Annotated in this window: 17 protein-coding genes; 13 read left to right on the top strand and 4 right to left on the bottom strand. The window is 47.1% G+C overall.

What is annotated here, in order from left to right; translation table 11 throughout:
* The first annotated feature begins 194 nt into the window (after positions 1-194).
* The 6 genes from AJE_RS06610 to AJE_RS06585 are packed head-to-tail and all read left to right on the top strand — an operon-like array spanning position 195 to position 10,100.
* The gene (locus AJE_RS06610) at positions 195-3,050 is read left to right on the top strand and encodes a type I restriction endonuclease subunit R (protein ID WP_008950189.1); all 2,856 of its coding nucleotides are present in this window, start codon (positions 195-197) and stop codon (positions 3,048-3,050) included.
* A gap of 1 nt (position 3,051) precedes the next feature.
* Positions 3,052-4,812 carry a restriction endonuclease subunit S gene (locus AJE_RS06605; protein ID WP_008950188.1) on the top strand — a complete coding sequence of 587 codons (1,761 nt, stop codon included), beginning with the start codon at positions 3,052-3,054 and terminating at the stop codon, positions 4,810-4,812.
* A complete protein-coding gene (locus AJE_RS06600) occupies positions 4,809-6,419 on the top strand; it encodes a restriction system-associated AAA family ATPase (protein WP_008950187.1) in 1,611 nt (536 codons plus the stop codon). The genes AJE_RS06605 and AJE_RS06600 overlap by 4 nt, the downstream gene beginning before the upstream one ends.
* Positions 6,419-7,477: a hypothetical protein gene (locus AJE_RS06595; RefSeq protein WP_008950186.1), complete on the top strand. Its 1,059-nt coding sequence runs from the start codon at positions 6,419-6,421 to the stop codon at positions 7,475-7,477. Before AJE_RS06600 ends, AJE_RS06595 begins: the two co-directional genes overlap by 1 nt.
* The gene (locus AJE_RS06590; RefSeq protein WP_008950185.1) at positions 7,477-8,559 is read left to right on the top strand and encodes a PDDEXK nuclease domain-containing protein; all 1,083 of its coding nucleotides are present in this window, start codon (positions 7,477-7,479) and stop codon (positions 8,557-8,559) included. Before AJE_RS06595 ends, AJE_RS06590 begins: the two co-directional genes overlap by 1 nt.
* Positions 8,556-10,100 (top strand): class I SAM-dependent DNA methyltransferase, encoded by a 1,545-nt coding sequence (locus AJE_RS06585; protein ID WP_008950184.1) that lies wholly within the window; start codon positions 8,556-8,558, stop codon positions 10,098-10,100. Before AJE_RS06590 ends, AJE_RS06585 begins: the two co-directional genes overlap by 4 nt.
* Before the next feature lie 91 nt (positions 10,101-10,191).
* On the opposite strand, the gene AJE_RS06580 is transcribed toward AJE_RS06585, so the two are convergent.
* Positions 10,192-11,052, bottom strand: coding sequence for a YicC/YloC family endoribonuclease (locus AJE_RS06580; protein ID WP_008950183.1), 861 nt, complete (start codon positions 11,050-11,052; stop codon positions 10,192-10,194).
* A gap of 211 nt (positions 11,053-11,263) precedes the next feature.
* Here AJE_RS06580 and rph point away from each other — a divergent pair, with 211 nt between their 5' ends.
* From rph to AJE_RS06565, 3 genes are all read left to right on the top strand, one after another.
* Positions 11,264-11,983, top strand: coding sequence for a ribonuclease PH (gene rph / locus AJE_RS06575; RefSeq protein WP_008606814.1), 720 nt, complete (start codon positions 11,264-11,266; stop codon positions 11,981-11,983).
* Between the two features lie 2 nt (positions 11,984-11,985).
* Entirely contained in the window at positions 11,986-12,630 is a 645-nt protein-coding gene (pyrE, locus tag AJE_RS06570) for an orotate phosphoribosyltransferase (protein ID WP_008950182.1), read from the top strand.
* A gap of 106 nt (positions 12,631-12,736) precedes the next feature.
* Positions 12,737-13,108, top strand: a complete 372-nt coding sequence (locus tag AJE_RS06565; RefSeq protein ID WP_008950181.1) for a diacylglycerol kinase — start codon at positions 12,737-12,739, stop codon at positions 13,106-13,108.
* 154 nt (positions 13,109-13,262) lie between these two features.
* On the opposite strand, the gene slmA is transcribed toward AJE_RS06565, so the two are convergent.
* From slmA to coaBC, 3 genes are read right to left on the bottom strand one after another with little or no spacing between them, the layout of a single operon-like run.
* The gene (slmA, locus tag AJE_RS06560) at positions 13,263-13,856 is read right to left on the bottom strand and encodes a nucleoid occlusion factor SlmA (RefSeq protein WP_008606820.1); all 594 of its coding nucleotides are present in this window, start codon (positions 13,854-13,856) and stop codon (positions 13,263-13,265) included.
* A 51-nt stretch (positions 13,857-13,907) separates the two neighbouring features.
* Complete coding sequence (gene dut, locus AJE_RS06555) at positions 13,908-14,366, bottom strand: dUTP diphosphatase (RefSeq protein WP_008606822.1); 459 nt, start codon at positions 14,364-14,366, stop codon at positions 13,908-13,910.
* A gap of 36 nt (positions 14,367-14,402) precedes the next feature.
* Positions 14,403-15,611 carry a bifunctional phosphopantothenoylcysteine decarboxylase/phosphopantothenate--cysteine ligase CoaBC gene (coaBC, locus tag AJE_RS06550; RefSeq protein ID WP_193353309.1) on the bottom strand — a complete coding sequence of 403 codons (1,209 nt, stop codon included), beginning with the start codon at positions 15,609-15,611 and terminating at the stop codon, positions 14,403-14,405.
* A gap of 108 nt (positions 15,612-15,719) precedes the next feature.
* On the opposite strand from coaBC, the gene radC reads away from it, so the two are divergent.
* The 4 genes from radC to AJE_RS06530 all read left to right on the top strand — a co-directional run bounded on the left by radC (position 15,720) and on the right by AJE_RS06530 (position 17,574).
* Entirely contained in the window at positions 15,720-16,394 is a 675-nt protein-coding gene (gene radC, locus AJE_RS06545; protein ID WP_008606824.1) for a RadC family protein, read from the top strand.
* Positions 16,395-16,600: 206 nt separating this feature from the next.
* Complete coding sequence (rpmB, locus tag AJE_RS06540) at positions 16,601-16,837, top strand: 50S ribosomal protein L28 (RefSeq protein WP_008950179.1); 237 nt, start codon at positions 16,601-16,603, stop codon at positions 16,835-16,837.
* Positions 16,838-16,848: 11 nt separating this feature from the next.
* Positions 16,849-17,004 (top strand): 50S ribosomal protein L33, encoded by a 156-nt coding sequence (rpmG, locus tag AJE_RS06535; protein WP_008219722.1) that lies wholly within the window; start codon positions 16,849-16,851, stop codon positions 17,002-17,004.
* A gap of 114 nt (positions 17,005-17,118) precedes the next feature.
* Positions 17,119-17,574 carry a hypothetical protein gene (locus AJE_RS06530; protein WP_008950178.1) on the top strand — a complete coding sequence of 152 codons (456 nt, stop codon included), beginning with the start codon at positions 17,119-17,121 and terminating at the stop codon, positions 17,572-17,574.
* Positions 17,575-17,605 lie beyond the last annotated feature (31 nt).

Raw genomic sequence — 17,605 nt, 5'->3', positions numbered from 1 at the left:
TTTTATTACTACATCAGATTTTACACCTTCTGCAAAAGACACTGCCCAAAACTTAGGTTCTTGAATTGTTATAATTAGTGGTACTGAATTGGCCAAACTCATGCTACGTTACAACATTGGCTGCAGAGGTTAGCAGGTGCTGCATCTGGACAAAATTGACGAAGAATTTTTCGAAAATTAGCTTGAGATAAAATATGGATATGGATGGATTAAAACCAGAAACGCAGGCTCGTTTATCAATTGATGAGCAGCTTAAGCTGGCAGGTTGGAAAGTACAAACCTGGCCAGCAGTGAATCTGGGTGAAGGCTTAGGAATTGCAATTCGTGAATATCCCACAGATTCAGGCCCTGCCGACTATATCCTGTTTGTGGATCGTAAAGCAGTTGGCGTTATTGAAGCTAAAAAAGATGAAACCATCTTATCTACTGTTGAAGACCAAACCTTACGCTATGCCACAAGTAAAATTAAATTTCGCAAAGATGAAGCGCCCTTATCGTTTCTGTTTGAAGCGACTAGCAAAGTTATTCAGTTTACAGACTTAAGAGACCCAGCCCCAAGAGCGCGGGAGATTTTTCATTTTTTTAAGCCTGAAACCCTACAAGAGTGGGTGAAGCAAGAAAGCTCACTGCGTAAACGCTTAAAATACCAGATGCCAGAACTGCCGAAAGCAAAGCTGCGTGACTGCCAAATCAGCGCCATCACTGGGCTTGAAAAATCGTTAGCGGCAAACCGCCCACGCTCACTTATTCACATGGCAACAGGCGCAGGTAAAACCTTTACGGCTATTAATGCCGTCTATCGTTTGCTTAATCACGGCGGTGCAAAACGCATTCTTTTTTTGGTCGATACCCGCAATCTGGGTAAACAAGCACAGCAAGAATTTCACGCCTTTAAACCGCAAGGTAAGCAAAGCTTTTTTCATGAGAATCACATCGTTCAGCGCTTAACCAGCAGCACTATCGACAGCGCGGCAGAGGTATGCATTTGTACCATTCAGCGTATGTATTCTATTTTAAGCGGCAAGCCGATTGACGAAAGTGCCGAAGACATCTCGCTGCACGAAATTAAACAAAACCAGCAGCAAGCCAAGTTGGTTAAATACAACCCAGCCGTGCCGATTGAAACCTTTGATTTTATTATTGTCGATGAATGCCACCGCTCTATTTATAACCTGTGGAAGCAAGTGCTCGACTACTTTGACGCCTTTATCATAGGGTTAACTGCTACACCTGATAAGCGCACCTTTGGTTTTTTTAATGAAAATATCGTGGCTGAATACAGCTATGAAGACTCAGTGCTGGATGGCGTCAACGTAGGTTACGACGTCTATGAAATAGAAACTGAAATTGGCAATAAAGGTGCAGAACTAAAAGCAAAAGAATGGCTTGATCACCGTGACAAACTCACCCGCAAAAAGCGCTGGGCGCAGGCAGAGGAAGACAACAGCTACACCAGTAAAGAACTCGACCGCTCTGTGGTCAATGTCAGCCAAATTCGCCAGGTGATTAAGGCGATGAAAAAAGCGGTTGAAACCCAAATTTATCCAGAGCGTAAAGAAGTGCCCAAAACGCTGATTTTCGCTAAAACCGACAGTCACGCCGACGACATTATTCAAATCGTGCGTGAGGAATACGGCCAAGGTAATGAGTTTTGCAAAAAGATCACCTATAACACCAAAGATCCTGATGGCATTTTGAATGATTTTCGCAACGACTTTAATCCGCGCATTGCCGTAACGGTGGATATGATTGCCACAGGCACAGACGTAAAACCACTTGAGATATTGCTGTTTATGCGCGATGTGCGCAGCAAAGGCTATTACGAACAAATGAAAGGCCGTGGCGTGCGCAGCTTAAGCTATGAAGACCTGCACAATGTTAGCAAAAGCGCCACCAGCGATAAAGACCGCTTTGTGCTGATTGATGCTGTCGGCGTGGAAAAATCACTCAAAACCGAAAGCCGGCCGCTAGAGCGCAGTCCAAACCTATCACTGAAAGACTTATTGCAAGGCGTGGCGATGGGCCATCGCGATGATGACACCATTCAAAGCCTGGCCAACCGTTTAACCCGTTTAAGTAAACAACTTGATAAACGCGGGCTGGCAGCAATTGAAAAGCTCACCGGTAAACCACTGCCGGAAGTAGCCAGAGAGCTACTCACCGCCCTCGATCCGGATGCGATAAACACACAAGCGCTTGCTAATGCCAAAGCCGCAGGCATTACCCGCGGCGAAGAGACTTTAACCGATAGCGAGCGCCAAACTGCTAAAGAGCAATTGATTGATCAAGCCTGTCAGACGCTTGATAACCCCGCCACACGGGAAGGTATAGAATCTGCCCGCCGACAGCGTGAGCAGCTTATCGACCATATCAACTTAGATACGGTGACCTATTCGGGTTATAGCAGCCAGGCTGCTGATAATGCAGCAAAAGTTATTCAAAGCTTTAAAGACTTTATCGAGCAGCATAAAGACGATATTCAAGCGTTAAGCTTTTTTTACCAGCAGCCTTACCAGCGCAGGGGCTTAACCTTTGCCATGTTAGAAGATTTGCACCAGGCCTTAAGCAAACCACCACTATTACTGACCACCGAAAAGTTGTGGAGCGCTTATGAGCGCCTGAATAACAGCCACAGTAACAGCCAAGGCAATCAGCAAACAGCGGGTAAAAATACCAATAAGAAAGTAAACAGCCAAAGGCAACTGACTGATATCATCTCGCTGATCCGCTTTGCCATTGGTTTAGATACCGAGCTAAAACCCTTTGCCGAACACGTTGATGCCAAGTTTAAAAAGTGGATTTTCCGCCATAATGCCCAGCGCTCCACCGCATTTACCGAGCAGCAAACCCAGTGGTTACGTTTGATCAAAGATCATATTGCCGCCAGCTGCGCCATTGAGCGGGATGATTTTGACTACAGCCCCTTTGCTGACCACGGCGGGCTGCAAAAAGCCTGGAGCTTGTTTGCTGTTAGCAACCCAAACAGCAGCGACCAAAATAACGAGTTAGATAGCCTATTGGCTGAAATGAATCAGGAATTAATTGCATAGTATGGCATTTTCTAAAGATATAAATGAATTAGTTACAGAAGACACAACAGGGTTGCTGAACAAACATGAATCATGGGAAAGAGTAACGCTTCAAGATGTTGTGGAAGTCGTCAATGGCTATGCATTCTCATCAAGTGGTTTTAACACCGGAAAAGGTTTACCTCTCATCAGAATCAGAGATATCGTTTCAGGTAAAACCGATACAACTTACGAAGGTGATTACTCTAAAGACTACATTGTGAATAGTGGCGATTTACTGGTCGGAATGGATGGTGACTTCCACTCAGCATTTTGGCGAAGCGGCATTGCACTGTTAAATCAACGCGTTTGCAAATTGACTGCAAATGAAAATTTTTATAATCAAAAATTTTTAGCGTACCTACTACCAGGTTATTTAGGTGCAATAAATCAAAGCACATCTGCTGTGACAGTAAAGCATCTTTCTTCAAAAACTATTCAGAGTATCCCATTACCGCTACCAACAAGAAAAGAACAAGATAGATTGGTAGAAAAGCTAGAGGAGCTATTTTCCGAGTTTGACAACGGGATTGAAGAACTCAAAGCCGCACAAACCAAACTTAGCCAATACCGCCAATCGCTATTAAAAAGTGCGGTTGAAGGATCACTGACCGAGCGATGGCGCGCTGAAAACCGCGCCCAAGTGCAAGAAACAGGTGAGCAACTATTAGCGCGTATTTTAAAACAGCGCCGCGAGCAGTGGCAGCAACAAAAGCTCGCTGAGTTTGCCGAAAAAGGCAAAACGCCACCTAAAAACTGGCAAGACGCATACCCCGAACCGGTTCAGCCAGATACTACCGATTTACCAAAGCTACCAGAAGGCTGGGTGTGGGCGAGTGTTGATCAATTAGCTCTAAATAAACGCTATGGTTCATCATCAAAAACGAATGATGATAGTTCAGGGGTGCCTGTACTGCGTATGGGTAACATTCAAGATGGGAAGCTCGATTACAGTAATCTAAAGTATTTACCTGTTGATCATAAAGAGTTTCCGGACTTATTACTAAATAATGGCGATTTACTATTTAATCGAACCAACAGTGCTGAGTTAGTCGGTAAATCAGCAGTTTACAGAGACATTGGTAAGCCTGTTTCTTATGCTTCATATCTGATATCTGTTACATTCACGGAGCATTTTTTACCTGAAATAGCCGCACACTATATAAATTCTGTTCTGGGTAAAAAGTGGTTAGCTGAAGTAATGAATCAAACAGCCGGACAGGCAAATGTGAATGGTACTAAGTTAGGTGAACTAGCAATACCTCTTCCACCTTTTGCTGAGCAGCTTGCTTTGATACAAGGCATCACTAACGAGTTTGATTCGATTGACCGTCAAATTGAAGCAACAGCACTTGGTTTAAAACAATCTGAAGCCCAACGTAAAAATATCTTAAAGTCGGCTTTTTCCGGTCAATTGGTGTCGCAAGACCCTAATGACGAACCTGCTTCGGTATTGCTTGAAAAAATCAAACGAGAACGTGAAGCCTTGGCAAAAAAGCCCAAAACTAAGCAAATTAAGACAAAATCAGCCATGAAAAAAATCACAATTGAAGAACTTGCCAAATGGGTTGGTAATTACAAAGGCAACAGCTTTACGTTTGATGAATTACAAACAGCCTTTCAAGGTGACTACGATCAGTTAAAAGATTGTGTGTTTGAAATTCTGAGTGCTAAGAAACCATTATTCAAACAAGTATTTGACCAAAAATTGAATACCATAACGTTTATCAAGGAAGATAAATGAAACTTATCCGATTAAATATAATTGACGCTGATACCTGCGGTGGTTTACTCAACGGCGTGACAATCAATTTTCGTAATGGCTTGGTTGAAACAAGCTCTTTTTCACCACTATGTTTAATTGGCCCAAATGGCACGGGTAAGTCACAAGTTCTACAAATTATTGCGGAAATATTTCAAGCCGTATTTCGGAAGTATTTGCCAAATGAAGAGCAAGGTACGCCCAATAATCAAATCCAGTTTGAACTGGAATACTCTGTGATCTCTGAAGGGGAGGCTAAGAAGGTTAAACTGTATCGCCGTAAAGTGGCGAGCAAAAAAATGGATATTGTCATTGAAACATTGGTAGATGGCGAATGGGCTTTGGTGACTGACTTAAGTAAAATTGAATCCCTGTTACCATCAAAGATAATCGGTTATACATCTGGCGATAATGAAACGCTAAGTATTCCTTTTTTTGTTAGCCGTGCTGGATATGCTAAACAGGTTAGCGAAAATGCTCTAGATAAAGATAAATCAGCTTTACCTATTCTAGACTCAAGAATGCTACTAATTGATTACAGTACTAATCTAGAAGTATTAATTGCAAATTTATTGTTAAACCCAAAAAATGTGCGTGAGCACTTGATACATGAACCCAATCTTAAAAAGCTGCGTTCTTTTCGCTGTGTTGTACAACTAAAATATGGCTCAGCTGCAAAGAGCCAAGTTCAGCTGACCAAAGAGCTTCAGCAGTATGTAGAGTATTTACAGCGCTCAGCGACTAGCTTTAATTACGATGCTAAAAATCTAACTTACATTTTTGATTTTTTCGTTCAAGATGCAACCTACCAAGCTTTTGGACACTATTGGGCGTCAGGTGCTTTGGAGCTATATTCTTGCTTCCATAAGCTCGCTATGCTTAATGATCTTATCATCCCCAAACAAGATAGAGAGGCCTTTAAAAAAGGCGTTGAGCAGCGCCGGTTTGCATCGCGATTGCCTGAACCCATGGAGCGGCAGAAAGTATTTCGTTTTGAGCGTGTTGAGTTTATTTCACAAAAAAGCGAAGCGCCTGTTGACTACGTATCGCTATCAGATGGGGAACATCAATTAACGCAATTGTTAGGTACCCTTTGCATGGCATCATTTCCTAACGTTTTATTTTTACTGGATGAACCAGAAAGCCACTTTAACCCCAAATGGCGAGTGGAATTTATTTCCAAAATCATGAATCTGCCGACTACAAGTAAAGTGCAATGTCAGAACGAAGGAAAGCGCTCAGAAAAATCACTGGCTGCAATGCAAGACTGCTTAATAACAACTCACTCACCATTTGTTCCATCTGATATGGACCGGAATAATGTCCTGATATTTAGTAAAAATGAAAAAGGTGAGATTGAATCGAGATTGCCAAGAATTCAGACTTATGGCAGTAAATTTGATGCAATTCTTGCGGAATGTTTTGATATTTCTCCACAGATATCAGGGTTGCCAAGAGATCAGATTAAAGAATTAATGGCAGAAGGAACAGCAGATCAAATTCAGCAGGCTATCGCTAATCTTGGTGAGTCACCAGAACGAATGAAATTAGCTGCTAAGTTAGCATATATTTCCAGTGAGGATAATTAATGCTAGTTAACTATCCTTTAAGTGCTGCACAAGAAAATAATTGGGTGCATGAATGCATCTACGAAGCAATTTCGCTTATTGTTAACAATTTAAATAGCGCAACGGCGATACCTGATTGGCCTGATATTTTGCCACCAATACACAGAGATAAATTAACAAGTCGAAAAACGATAAAAGGCTTGTTGGCAAATTTTGAAAATATAGCGGTACAACTTACCGAAGAGCAGAGAAACAAGGCATTATTATTAATTGATAGTCAAAACAATATAGCGGGGCTTTTAGCTGGAGAAGTCACACCCTTAGCAGTCGAGGATGAACTTAATCCGATTATTGATTGCTTGAAATTAGTCTTTATTGAAGGTTTTAGGCTACTTAAAGAAACAGGCTCAAGAGATGCCCACTACAAGGCTATTTACGATTCTCTGGCTGTGAAAACTTGTCCATTTTGTGGTTATGAGCCTTTTGAAGCACCAGACCAAAAAAGAGAAGACGAAGATCATTATTTGCTGAAGGATAAGTATGTAACTTCTGCAGCCAACTTTTTTAACTTAGTCCCTATGGGTGGAAAATGTAATAAGAGCTATAAACTCCAACAGGATTTGCTTTTCAAAAATAATATCAGAAGAAAAGCATTAAATCCCTACGGAACTATCAATGCGGAAATTAGCTTAATCAACACAAATCCAATAACACTGTTAGATGATAAACCTAATTGGAATATATCCATTTCACCCGATATTGAAGAGACAAGAACGTGGAATGAAGTTTTCTCAATAGAACAGCGTCTTAAAGAGACTGTGCTTTCGCCAAATTATGAAGCTGTGTTAAGTGAAACAAGTGATTTCTTACAGTGCCTAGATCTAGATCGCCAAAGTACTGATGCACAAGTTTTGTTGGGGTTAAAGAAATTTGAGCGGCACAAAAAAAGGAACCCTGAGCAAGGCCTTGGGTACCTTAAAGACAAGGTAGTTGGGATGTTAAGATTTCATTTTGAATCTGGTAATCCGCTAGTTGTAGCTTTAATTAGAGATGCTCTACCACAAATTGAGGCAGCCTAATGCCAACACTTACTGCCGCACCTGAACTGTATTCAGATATCCAAACCCTCATAATCCAAACCAAACAACAAACGGCGGTGGCAGTTAATGCCGCGCTAACCATGATGTATTGGCAAATTGGCCAGCGTATTAACCAAGAGTTGTTAAAGGGTGAGCGTGCCGAATATGGCAAACAAATAGTGGCCAATTTAGCCAAGCAGCTTACCGAAAGCTTTGGCAAAGGCTGGAGCGCGCGCAACATTGCTTACATGATGCAGCTTAATGAGCAATTCCCGCAGCAGGAGATTTTGCACTCACTGTGTGCAAAATTGAGCTGGAGCCATTTTAGGCTACTGATTAGTTTAAAAGAGCCGCTGGCCCGCGAGTTTTATGCCCAGATGTGCGTAGCCGAAACCTGGAGTGTGCGCACGCTGAATGAGCGTATCGATAGTATGCTGTTTGAGCGCACAGCGCTGTCAAAAAAGCCCGCTGAAACCATTAAGCTTGAATTACAGCAATTAGCTGAGCACAAGCAAGTATCAGCTAACCTGATACTGAAAGACCCCTATGTGCTGGACTTTTTGGGGCTGAATGATCACTACCTGGAAAAAGATTTAGAAGATGCCATTTTGCGCGAGCTTGAACAATTTCTGCTGGAGCTTGGCGCCGGCTTTTCGTTTATCGCGCGGCAAAAGCGCATTCAGCTTGATGGCGATGATTTTTACATCGACTTATTATTTTATAATCGCCAGCTCAAACGCTTAGTGGCCATTGATTTAAAGCTGGGGAAATTCAAACCCCACTACAAAGGCCAAATGGAACTATACCTGCGCTGGCTGGATAAACACGAGCGACAAGCGGGTGAGCAAGCACCGCTTGGTATTATTTTGTGTGCGCAAAAAAACCAAGAGCAAATCGAATTGCTGGAAATGGATGATGCCGGTATTCACGTCGCAGAGTACCTGGCCGTGTTGCCGAAACGGGAAATATTACATCAACGCTTACAAGAGGCGATTAATTCTGCCAAAAATCGCTATAATCGCACGCTTTTAGACAGCAGCACACCTGAGTGCAGTCAATCAGGTTTGGACAGTAAAAAATGAACGCTCCCGCTTTAGTACAAAAAGTTTGGAATTATTGTCATACCTTGCGTGATGACGGTGTTGGCTATGGAGATTATTTAGAGCAGTTAACTTACTTGCTGTTTTTAAAAATGGCCCACGAATACTCGCAGCCGCCGTACTTACGCGATACCAAAGTACCGGGCGCTTACAACTGGGAGTCTTTAACTGGCCTAACGGGTGAAGCGTTAGAAAACCAATACCGTCGAGTGTTAAAAAAGCTTGCCGATGCCCCCGGCATGCTGGGCGCTATTTTTTATAAGTCAGAAAATAAAATCCCCGATCCTGCTAAGTTGTCACGCATTGTTAAAATGATTGATGAAGAGAGCTGGATCAGCCTTGATGCCGATGCCAAAGGTGATTTATACGAAGGTTTGCTACAAAAGAACGCAGAAGATACCAAAAGTGGAGCGGGCCAGTACTTTACTCCACGGCCATTAATTGATGCCATGCTGGCGTGTGTGCGTCCTGAACCTAAGAAAACAATTTTAGATCCTGCCTGTGGTACCGGCGGGTTCTTTTTAAGCGCCTATGACTGGATCACCTATGGTGATGCACAGTGGATTGAAAAAGGCATGAGCCATTGGAACCCGGCTAAAGATAATGCCAGCGCAATTGCCAAATCCAAGCTGAATAAAGATCAGGTAAAATTTTTACGTGATGAGACCTTCTTTGGTAATGAGATAGTGCCGTCAACCCGCCGCATGTGTTTAATGAATTTGTTTTTACACAATATTGGCAGTATTGATGGCGAGCCCAAAGTGGCCCGCGCCGATGCCTTGCTAACGGCAATCAAAGGTGAGGATAAGGTAGATTACGTATTAGCCAACCCGCCATTTGGTAAGAAAAGCAGCATGACCATTACCAATGCCGAAGGTGGCGAAGACAAAGAAGCCTTAACCTATGAGCGGCAAGACTTTTGGGCCACCACCACCAACAAGCAGCTTAACTTTTTGCAGCATATTGTCGCGAGCTTAAAAGACACCGGCAAAGCGGCAGTAGTATTACCGGATAACGTGTTATTTGAAGGCGGTGCAGGTGAGCGCATTCGTCGTAAATGGTTAAATAACTGTGATGTGCACACTATTTTGCGCTTACCTACAGGGATCTTTTATGCCAATGGCGTAAAAGCGAACGTAGTATTTTTTGATAACGCGGCTCGTGATGAAAAAGTACATACCAAAGGTATTTGGTTCTACGATTTAAGAACCAATAAACACTTTACGCTTAAGCAGCGCCCAATGATGTTGAGCGATCTTAAAGAATTTATTCAGTGCTACAATCCTGAAAACCGCCATGAGCGCAAAGAGACCGAGCGATTCAAATACTACAGTTATGACGAGTTAATAAACCGCGATAAAGCCAGCCTTGATGTGTTTTGGCTTAAAGATGACAGCCTGGATAATTTGGATAACTTGCCACCACCAGATGTCTTACAGCAAGAAATCATCGATCATTTAGAAGCGGCATTATTAGCCTTTAAAGATGTAGCAGCAGGCTTGCCTGTCAGTAGCAAAAGTTAGTTAGTTCTGGTTGCCTTTTGCCCATCTTTGCGATGGGCAAAATTGATACTGGCGATTTTGGCAATACAGAGCTTGGCCAGATAAATCGATGTTATTCCACGTTTTGGATCTGCTCACGCATCTGCTCGATTAACACCTTAAGCTCTACCGCGGCATTGGTTATCTCGGTGCTGATAGCTTTTGAAGACAGCGTATTCGCTTCGCGGTTAAATTCCTGCATCATAAAATCTAACCGCCTTCCGCAGGCGCCGCCTTTTTTCAGCGTATGGCGGGTTTCTTTGATGTGCGCATCGAGGCGGTCGAGCTCTTCAGCGACGTCAGATTTCGAGGCTAAAAACGCCATTTCCTGTTCTAAGCGGCTTTGGTCTAAATCGGTTTTGATTTCATTTAAGCGGTTTACAATACGATCGCGCTGCCACTGCATGGCTTGTGGCAAATGACTACGCACAAAAGCGACTTGTTCGCTGATGGCGCTTAAGCGCTGCTGGATCATCTCTTCTATAGCATCGCCTTCACGGCCACGGCCGGCTAAAAAGTCTTGTAAAGCGGTGTCGAAACCGGCCAGCAGTTCGGCTTGCAGGGTGTCTAAGTCTTCGCTTGGGGTTTCCATTACGCCGGGCCAACGTAGAATGTCGGCAATATTTAGCGTTGCTTGCGGTGCTTTTTGCAGTAATTGCTGCGCTTTTTGCAGCAGTTGTTCGGCAAACACATCATTTAATTGCAGTTCGCCGGCGGCCTGGTTGGCCTGATAGCGTAAATTCACCTCAATTTTGCCGCGTTGCAGGCTGTTACGCAGCTTGTCGCGCAGCAGGCTTTCTAAACCGCGGAACTGTTCTGGTAAGCGAAAGTAGGATTCTAAATAACGCTGGTTAACCGAGCGGATCTCCCACTGGGCGGTGCCCCAGCTGGCTTTGGTTTCGTGGCGGGCAAAGGCAGTCATACTGTGGATCATAAGGCGGTTCCAAAACGGCAAATAAATGGGAGTATACCTGAGTTTGGCGAATTTGGGGGCATGCTGCCAAATTCATAAATTATGGTACTTAAGCGCGGCCTTAGGCATGGCCATGCGCCGGGTTTAAAGCCGAAGTCAGCTGTTACAAAGATAGCCGTCAGCGGCTATAGCCCCTATAATGGTGGCTAATTTATCAGTCAGGAGTAGCCCAATGCGTCCAAGTGGCCGTACCGCCAGTCAAATCCGCCCGCTCGCTTTTACCCGTCAGTTCACTGCCCATGCCGAAGGCTCAGTGTTAGTTGAGTTTGGTAATACCAAGGTGATCTGTACTGCCAGTGTTACCGAAGGCGTACCACGTTTTTTAAAAGGTAAGGGCCAGGGTTGGATTACCGCGGAATACGGCATGCTGCCGCGCGCGACGCATAGCCGCAATGACCGGGAAGCTGCCCGTGGTAAGCAGGGCGGCCGCACTATGGAAATCCAACGACTGATTGGCCGCGCTCTGCGCACCGCCGTCGATTTAAGCCTGCTCGGCGAAAATACCATTACCATCGACTGTGATGTGATTCAGGCCGACGGCGGTACCCGTACCGCTTCGATTACCGGTGCCTGTGTGGCACTGGTTGATGCGCTGAACTTTATGCTGGCCAAAGGCCTGATTAAAAAGAACCCGCTGCGTTATATGGTGGCGGCGGTGTCGGTGGGGATCTATCAGGGTACAGCCGTTGCCGATCTGGATTATGCTGAAGACTCGGCTGCCGAAACCGATATGAATCTGGTGATGACCGAGCAGGGCGAAGTGATTGAAATTCAGGGCACCGCCGAAGAGGCGCCCTTTAGTTTTGCGCAGATGCAGCAAATGCTGGAGCTGGGTGCGGCGGCCATTACTGAAATTGTGGCCGAGCAAAAACGGGTATTGGCGAAGGAGTAACGATGAAAGCCTTTCAACGGGAATTTATTGAATTTGCGTTATCACGCAATGTACTGAAATTTGGTAGCTTTACGCTGAAATCTGGCCGGATTAGCCCGTATTTTTTTAATGCCGGCTTATTTAATACCGGTGGCGATCTGGCAAAACTGGGCCGCTTTTATGCGGCTGCGCTGCAGGACTCGGGTATCGAATTTGATGTGCTGTTTGGCCCGGCCTATAAAGGCATTCCTATTGCTACTACCACTGCTGTGGCGTTGGCCGAGCACTATCAGCGCGACCTGCCATACTGCTTTAACCGCAAAGAAGCCAAAACCCATGGTGAAGGCGGCAATTTAGTCGGCGCAGCACTAAAAGGCCGTATTATGCTGGTGGATGATGTGATCACTGCCGGTACGGCGATCCGCGAATCTATGCAGCTGATCCAGGCGCAGGGCGCAGAGCTGACCGGCGTGCTGATTGCACTGGACCGGCAGGAGCGCGGTCAGGGTGAGTTGTCGGCAATTCAGGAAGTCGAGCGCGACTTTAATACTAAGGTGATTTCAATTATCAGCCTGCCGGACTTAATTAGCTATTTGGCGGATAAGCCCGAGCTGGCCGAGCATCTGGCGGCGGTAAAGGCTTACCGTGCCCAGTACGGTATAGCCTGATTAAATCTCTTATCTGCGGCCAGCTCTTTGCTGGCCGTATTGTTTGCGCCCAGCATTGGCGCATTCTTGCAGGTATTAGCATTAGCAACAGGGAATAGGATTAAGTATGCAAAAACCAAATGGGACTGGCATCGGGCGCATTATTAAAGCGGCCCGTTGTTCAATGCAGGGTTTTAGTGCCAGCTGGCGCTATGAGTCGGCCTTTCGTCAGGAAGCGACGCTCACGCTGCTTTCCATTCCTGCTGCTATCTGGCTGGCAGACTCAGTGGCGCAGTTTGCCCTGCTGCTGGCGGTATGGTGCCTGGTACTGGTAGTGGAGTTACTGAATTCGGCCATTGAGTCATTAACCGATAGGGTAGGTTTAGAGCGGCATGAGCTATCTGGCCGGGCCAAAGATATGGGCTCGGCAGCGGTTTTTGTCAGTTTAGTGATAGTAGCGCTGGTTTGGGGTGCGGCCCTATGGCAGAAACTAACCTGATGCTGCTATAGCGGCGGTACAGGTGTGACTCAGGTTCCATTGATCGCGTTCCGTAGCTCACTCTGTTGGGTGTCTGCTTGGGCTCTGTTTGGTTAGTGTCGTCAGCACTGTCGTGAGTGCCATCGTGAGTACAGCCGCACTAACCAAGACAGCATTACGCAAACAGGCTTTGCTCGAGTAACGCCCACTGCGCCGCCCAATACTGGGTTGGCAGGCGTTTAAAGCCGGAACGGACAAACTGGCTGATCTTGCCTTCTATGGTGGCCAGCAGCAGGTTTGCCAGTTCCGCCTCATCGATAGTAAAGCTTTTACCTTCGCGTAATTTGCGCTCGCGTAAACACTGTTTAAACTGGGTTTCCAGCCTTTCAAACAGTGCCGCGACGCGCTCCAGCAGGCGCTCTTGCTCGCCTTGTAGCGCATCGCCGGTCAGAATACGGCAAAAGCCCGGGTTACGCTCGGCAAATACCAGTACCAGCTGCAGCATCAGGCTGATACGGGTTTGGGTATCCTTGTGCTCTTCGGTAATGGCGTTAATGCGCGATAGCAGCGTATCTTCAATAAATTCTATCAGCCCTTCGTACATCCGCGCTTTGCTAGGGAAATGCCGGTACAGCGCCGCTTCCGACACGCCAACCTGCTCTGCCAGGGCGGCGGTAGTAATGCGCTGGCCATTGCTGTGGCTTTGCAGCATTGCCGCTAACGCCTGCAGGATATCTTCTTTACGGTTTGATTTTTTTATTGTTGCCATGCGACTGCTCAGATCCTTAGCTAATTCAGAAGTAGGGGCGTTGTCGCGCCCTTACTGCTTGCCAGAGTGACCAAAGCCACCTTCACCACGCTCTGAGCTGTCAAAGCCCTCGACCAGATTAAATTCGGCCTGTACCACCGGCATAAACACCAGCTGGGCGATGCGGTCGCCCGGTTCAATGCTAAAGCTGTCGCTGCCGCGGTTCCACATCGACACCATCAAGGGCCCCTGATAGTCCGAATCAATCAGCCCCACCAAATTGCCCAGTACGATGCCATGTTTATGCCCCAGGCCCGAGCGCGGCAGGATGGTTGCGCACAGGTTGGCATCGCCAATATGAATGGCAATACCGGTTGGGATCAGCACGGTTTGGCCCGGTGCCAGTACCAGTGTTTGCTCCAGACAAGCACGTAAATCCAGGCCCGCTGAGCCGGGTGTGGCGTAGGCCGGTAACGGGAAGTCGCGGCCGATCCGCGGGTCGAGAATTTTCAGATCTATAGCTTTTTTCATCGGTTTTACTGCTTCGCTGCGTTATAAGTTAAGAATTTAGTTTTTATAATGTTCGCTGATCAGGGTGATCAGCTGTGTGGCTAACTTTTGCTTTGGTGCCTTCGGCAAATCCAGTTCGCCGCCGCGCCAGATCACGCTAAGGGCATTGTCATCGCTGTTAAAGCCACGATCGCTGGCCGATACATCATTGGCGCAAATCATATCCAGCCGCTTATTCAGCAGCTTTTGCCGCGCATATTCCAGTACGTTACGGGTTTCGGCGGCAAAGCCGACGGTAAAGGGCCGCTGCTGCGGCAGGGCGGCGACGGCGGCAATAATGTCCGGGTTTTTTACCAGTGTCAGCTGCATCTCAGCTTCGGCGCCTTTTTTTAGTTTATCGGCCGCGATTTCCGCTACCCGATAGTCGGCAACGGCGGCACAGCCAATAAAAATATCCGACTGCACCGCGGCAGAGAGCGCCGCCTGATGCATCTGCTCGGCACTTTGCACATCAATCCGTGTTACGCCGGCGGGGGTTGTAAGTTGCACCGGGCCGCTGATTAGCGTGACCTCGGCGCCCATAGCCGCAGCGGCCTGAGCCAGCGCAAAGCCCATCTTGCCAGAGCTGTGATTACTGATATAGCGCACCGGATCAATAGCTTCGCGGGTCGGGCCGGCGGTAATGGTAATGCGTAAACCTTGCAGATTTTTGACCGGGCTAAATAATTGCTCGGTCAGTGCGACCAGCTCCAGCGGTTCCAGCATGCGGCCAGCGCCGGTATCGCCACAGGCTTGTGCGCCCACACCCGGGCCGAAGATGTGAAAATTATGTTCTTTTAATGTTGCAAGATTCTTTTGGGTAGCTATATTTTTATACATCTGCTGATTCATCGCCGGCGCTACCGCAACAGGGGCACTACTGGCAAGTACACAGGTAGTAAGCAGATCATTGGCTAAGCCATGCGCCAGCCGGGCAATGACATCGGCACTGGCCGGGGCTATCAGGATTAAATCGGCCCATTTGGCCAGTTCAATATGGCCCATCGCCGCTTCTGCGGCCGGGTCGAGCAGGCTGTGGCTAACCGGATTACCGGAGACGGCTTGTAGTGTCAGTGGGGTAATAAATTCCTGCGCTGCGCTGGTCAGAATAACCCGGACGTCGGCGCCGCGTTCGGTTAAGCGCCGCACCAGATCGGCACTTTTATAGGCAGCAATACCGCCGCTAATGCCAAGTAAAATGCGTTTATCAGCAAGGGTTTGCAACATGATTTCTGGTCCTGCTCCAGCCTCGGTCGGCATAAGATAGCACGGAAACTCCAATTCAGCACCCGTTCAGCTGCTAAGCGCTGACAACATCAACAACAGGAGGTCAGGATGGCAATTACAGACTGGCCGCTCAGTGAGCGACCACGGGAGAAACTGTTAACATTGGGGCCGGCCACCTTATCGGATGCGGAGCTGCTGGCGATTTTCTTACGCACCGGTATTGCCGGTACCGACGCGGTGAGTCTGGCCAGGCAGTTGTTGCAGCAGTTCGGTGATTTACGCGCCTTGCTCGGCGCCAGTCGCAGCGAATTTTGCAATGCCCGCGGTTTAGGTGAGGCCAAGTACGTACAGTTGCAGGCGGTACTGGAGTTAAGCCGGCGTTTTCTGCAGCAGCAGTTAAAACGCGATACCGTCTGCTCAGAGCCGGCGGTAGTGCGAAAATATTTAGCTCACCAGCTCAGTGGTGAACTGCGCGAAGTCTTTCTGGTACTTTATCTTGATAATCAACATCGTATGATTGGTTCCGAGCCATTATTTTACGGCACTATTGATGCCTCCCCGGTGTACCCGCGTATTGTAGTTCAGCACGCTTTGAAGCATAATGCCGCCGCCGTTATTCTGGCGCATAATCACCCCTCTGGGGTGGCTGAGCCAAGCCGCGCCGACCGGGCAATAACGGAGCGCCTGACCCAGGCTTTAGCACTGGTTGATATCCGGGTGCTGGACCATTTTGTGGTAGGTGATGCGGAAGTGGTGTCTTTTGCAGAGCGTGGCTGGTTGTAGCAGGTAATGCACCTGAGTACAGCCCGGCGTGAGTCTCGATGCAAGGCGTTTTCGCAGCGCTGCCCGCTGGCCGGGAAAATGAATTTGTCTTGAGTTTAACCGTACTTTCGTGTATAAAGTGCGCCCTCATCCATTTTCGGGGCAACCTTCAAGGCCAGAAGGGTGAAAGATAGCTCGAGCTGACGTAATTTTGGAGAAATATTGACATGTCTAGAGTATGCCAAGTAACTGGCAAAGGTCCGATGGTAGGTAACCGTCGTTCGCACGCCAACAACGCGACTAAGCGCCGTTTCCTGCCTAACCTGCAAACGCACCGTTTCTGGGTTGAAAGCGAAAACCGTTTCGTCACTTTACGTACCTCTACCAAGGGTATGCGTATCATTGACAAGAAAGGTATCGACGCTGTGTTAGCAGAAGTTCGTGCCAACGGTCACAAGGTATAAGGAATTAACAAATGCGCGATAAAATCCGTTTAGTTTCTTCTGCTGGCACTGGCTTCTTCTACACGACAACGAAGAACAAGCGCACCATGCCAGAAAAGATGGAAATCAAAAAGTTCGATCCTAAAGTGCGCAAGCACGTGATTTTCAAAGAAGCGAAAATCAAGTAATCGAACCCCAGAAACCCGGCGCTGCCGGGTTTTTGCTTTTTAGCCCTGCTGCCGTTACTATCTGCACCACGCCTTATCAATAACGAACCGCTGCGTTCTTCTGCTCATATCATTATGCTGAAACTGTCACGCCGTAACTGGAATAATGTGCTGATTTTTATAGTGCTGTTACTGATGTTTAGTCTGTATGACTGGCGGGGTACCGGCCAGGCACCGGTCACGGCCAGCTTATTACCGGAACAATCGCAGCTGCTGAGTATTGCGGTAGGAGAGGTGCGTTTAGTGCAGGCGGCCGGGCAATGGCAGTTGCAACCACGCAGCAACAGCAGTGTCAGTGCCCAGCAAATGCTGAATGCCTGGCTCTATACACCGCTGCAGCCAGCCGTTGGTGTTACCAAGCCCACTCAGGCGCCGGTTGCCCAGGCCAGTGTGCAGCTAGCCGGCGAGTTTGCACCTCAGATCTGGTTGCTCTATCCCGCACAGCAGGATTATTTACTACAACAGGTAGGGCAGCCCCAGCTTTATTTGCTGCCTGCCGCGCAGGCACGGCTGCTGTTTTTAATTGATTAACCCCTTAGAGAACCTGAGTACCGGAGTATAA

This window comes from Alishewanella jeotgali KCTC 22429 (assembly GCF_000245735.1).
Lineage (GTDB): Bacteria > Pseudomonadota > Gammaproteobacteria > Enterobacterales > Alteromonadaceae > Alishewanella > Alishewanella jeotgali.
This window is presented reverse-complemented; position numbering and strand designations above follow the sequence as displayed.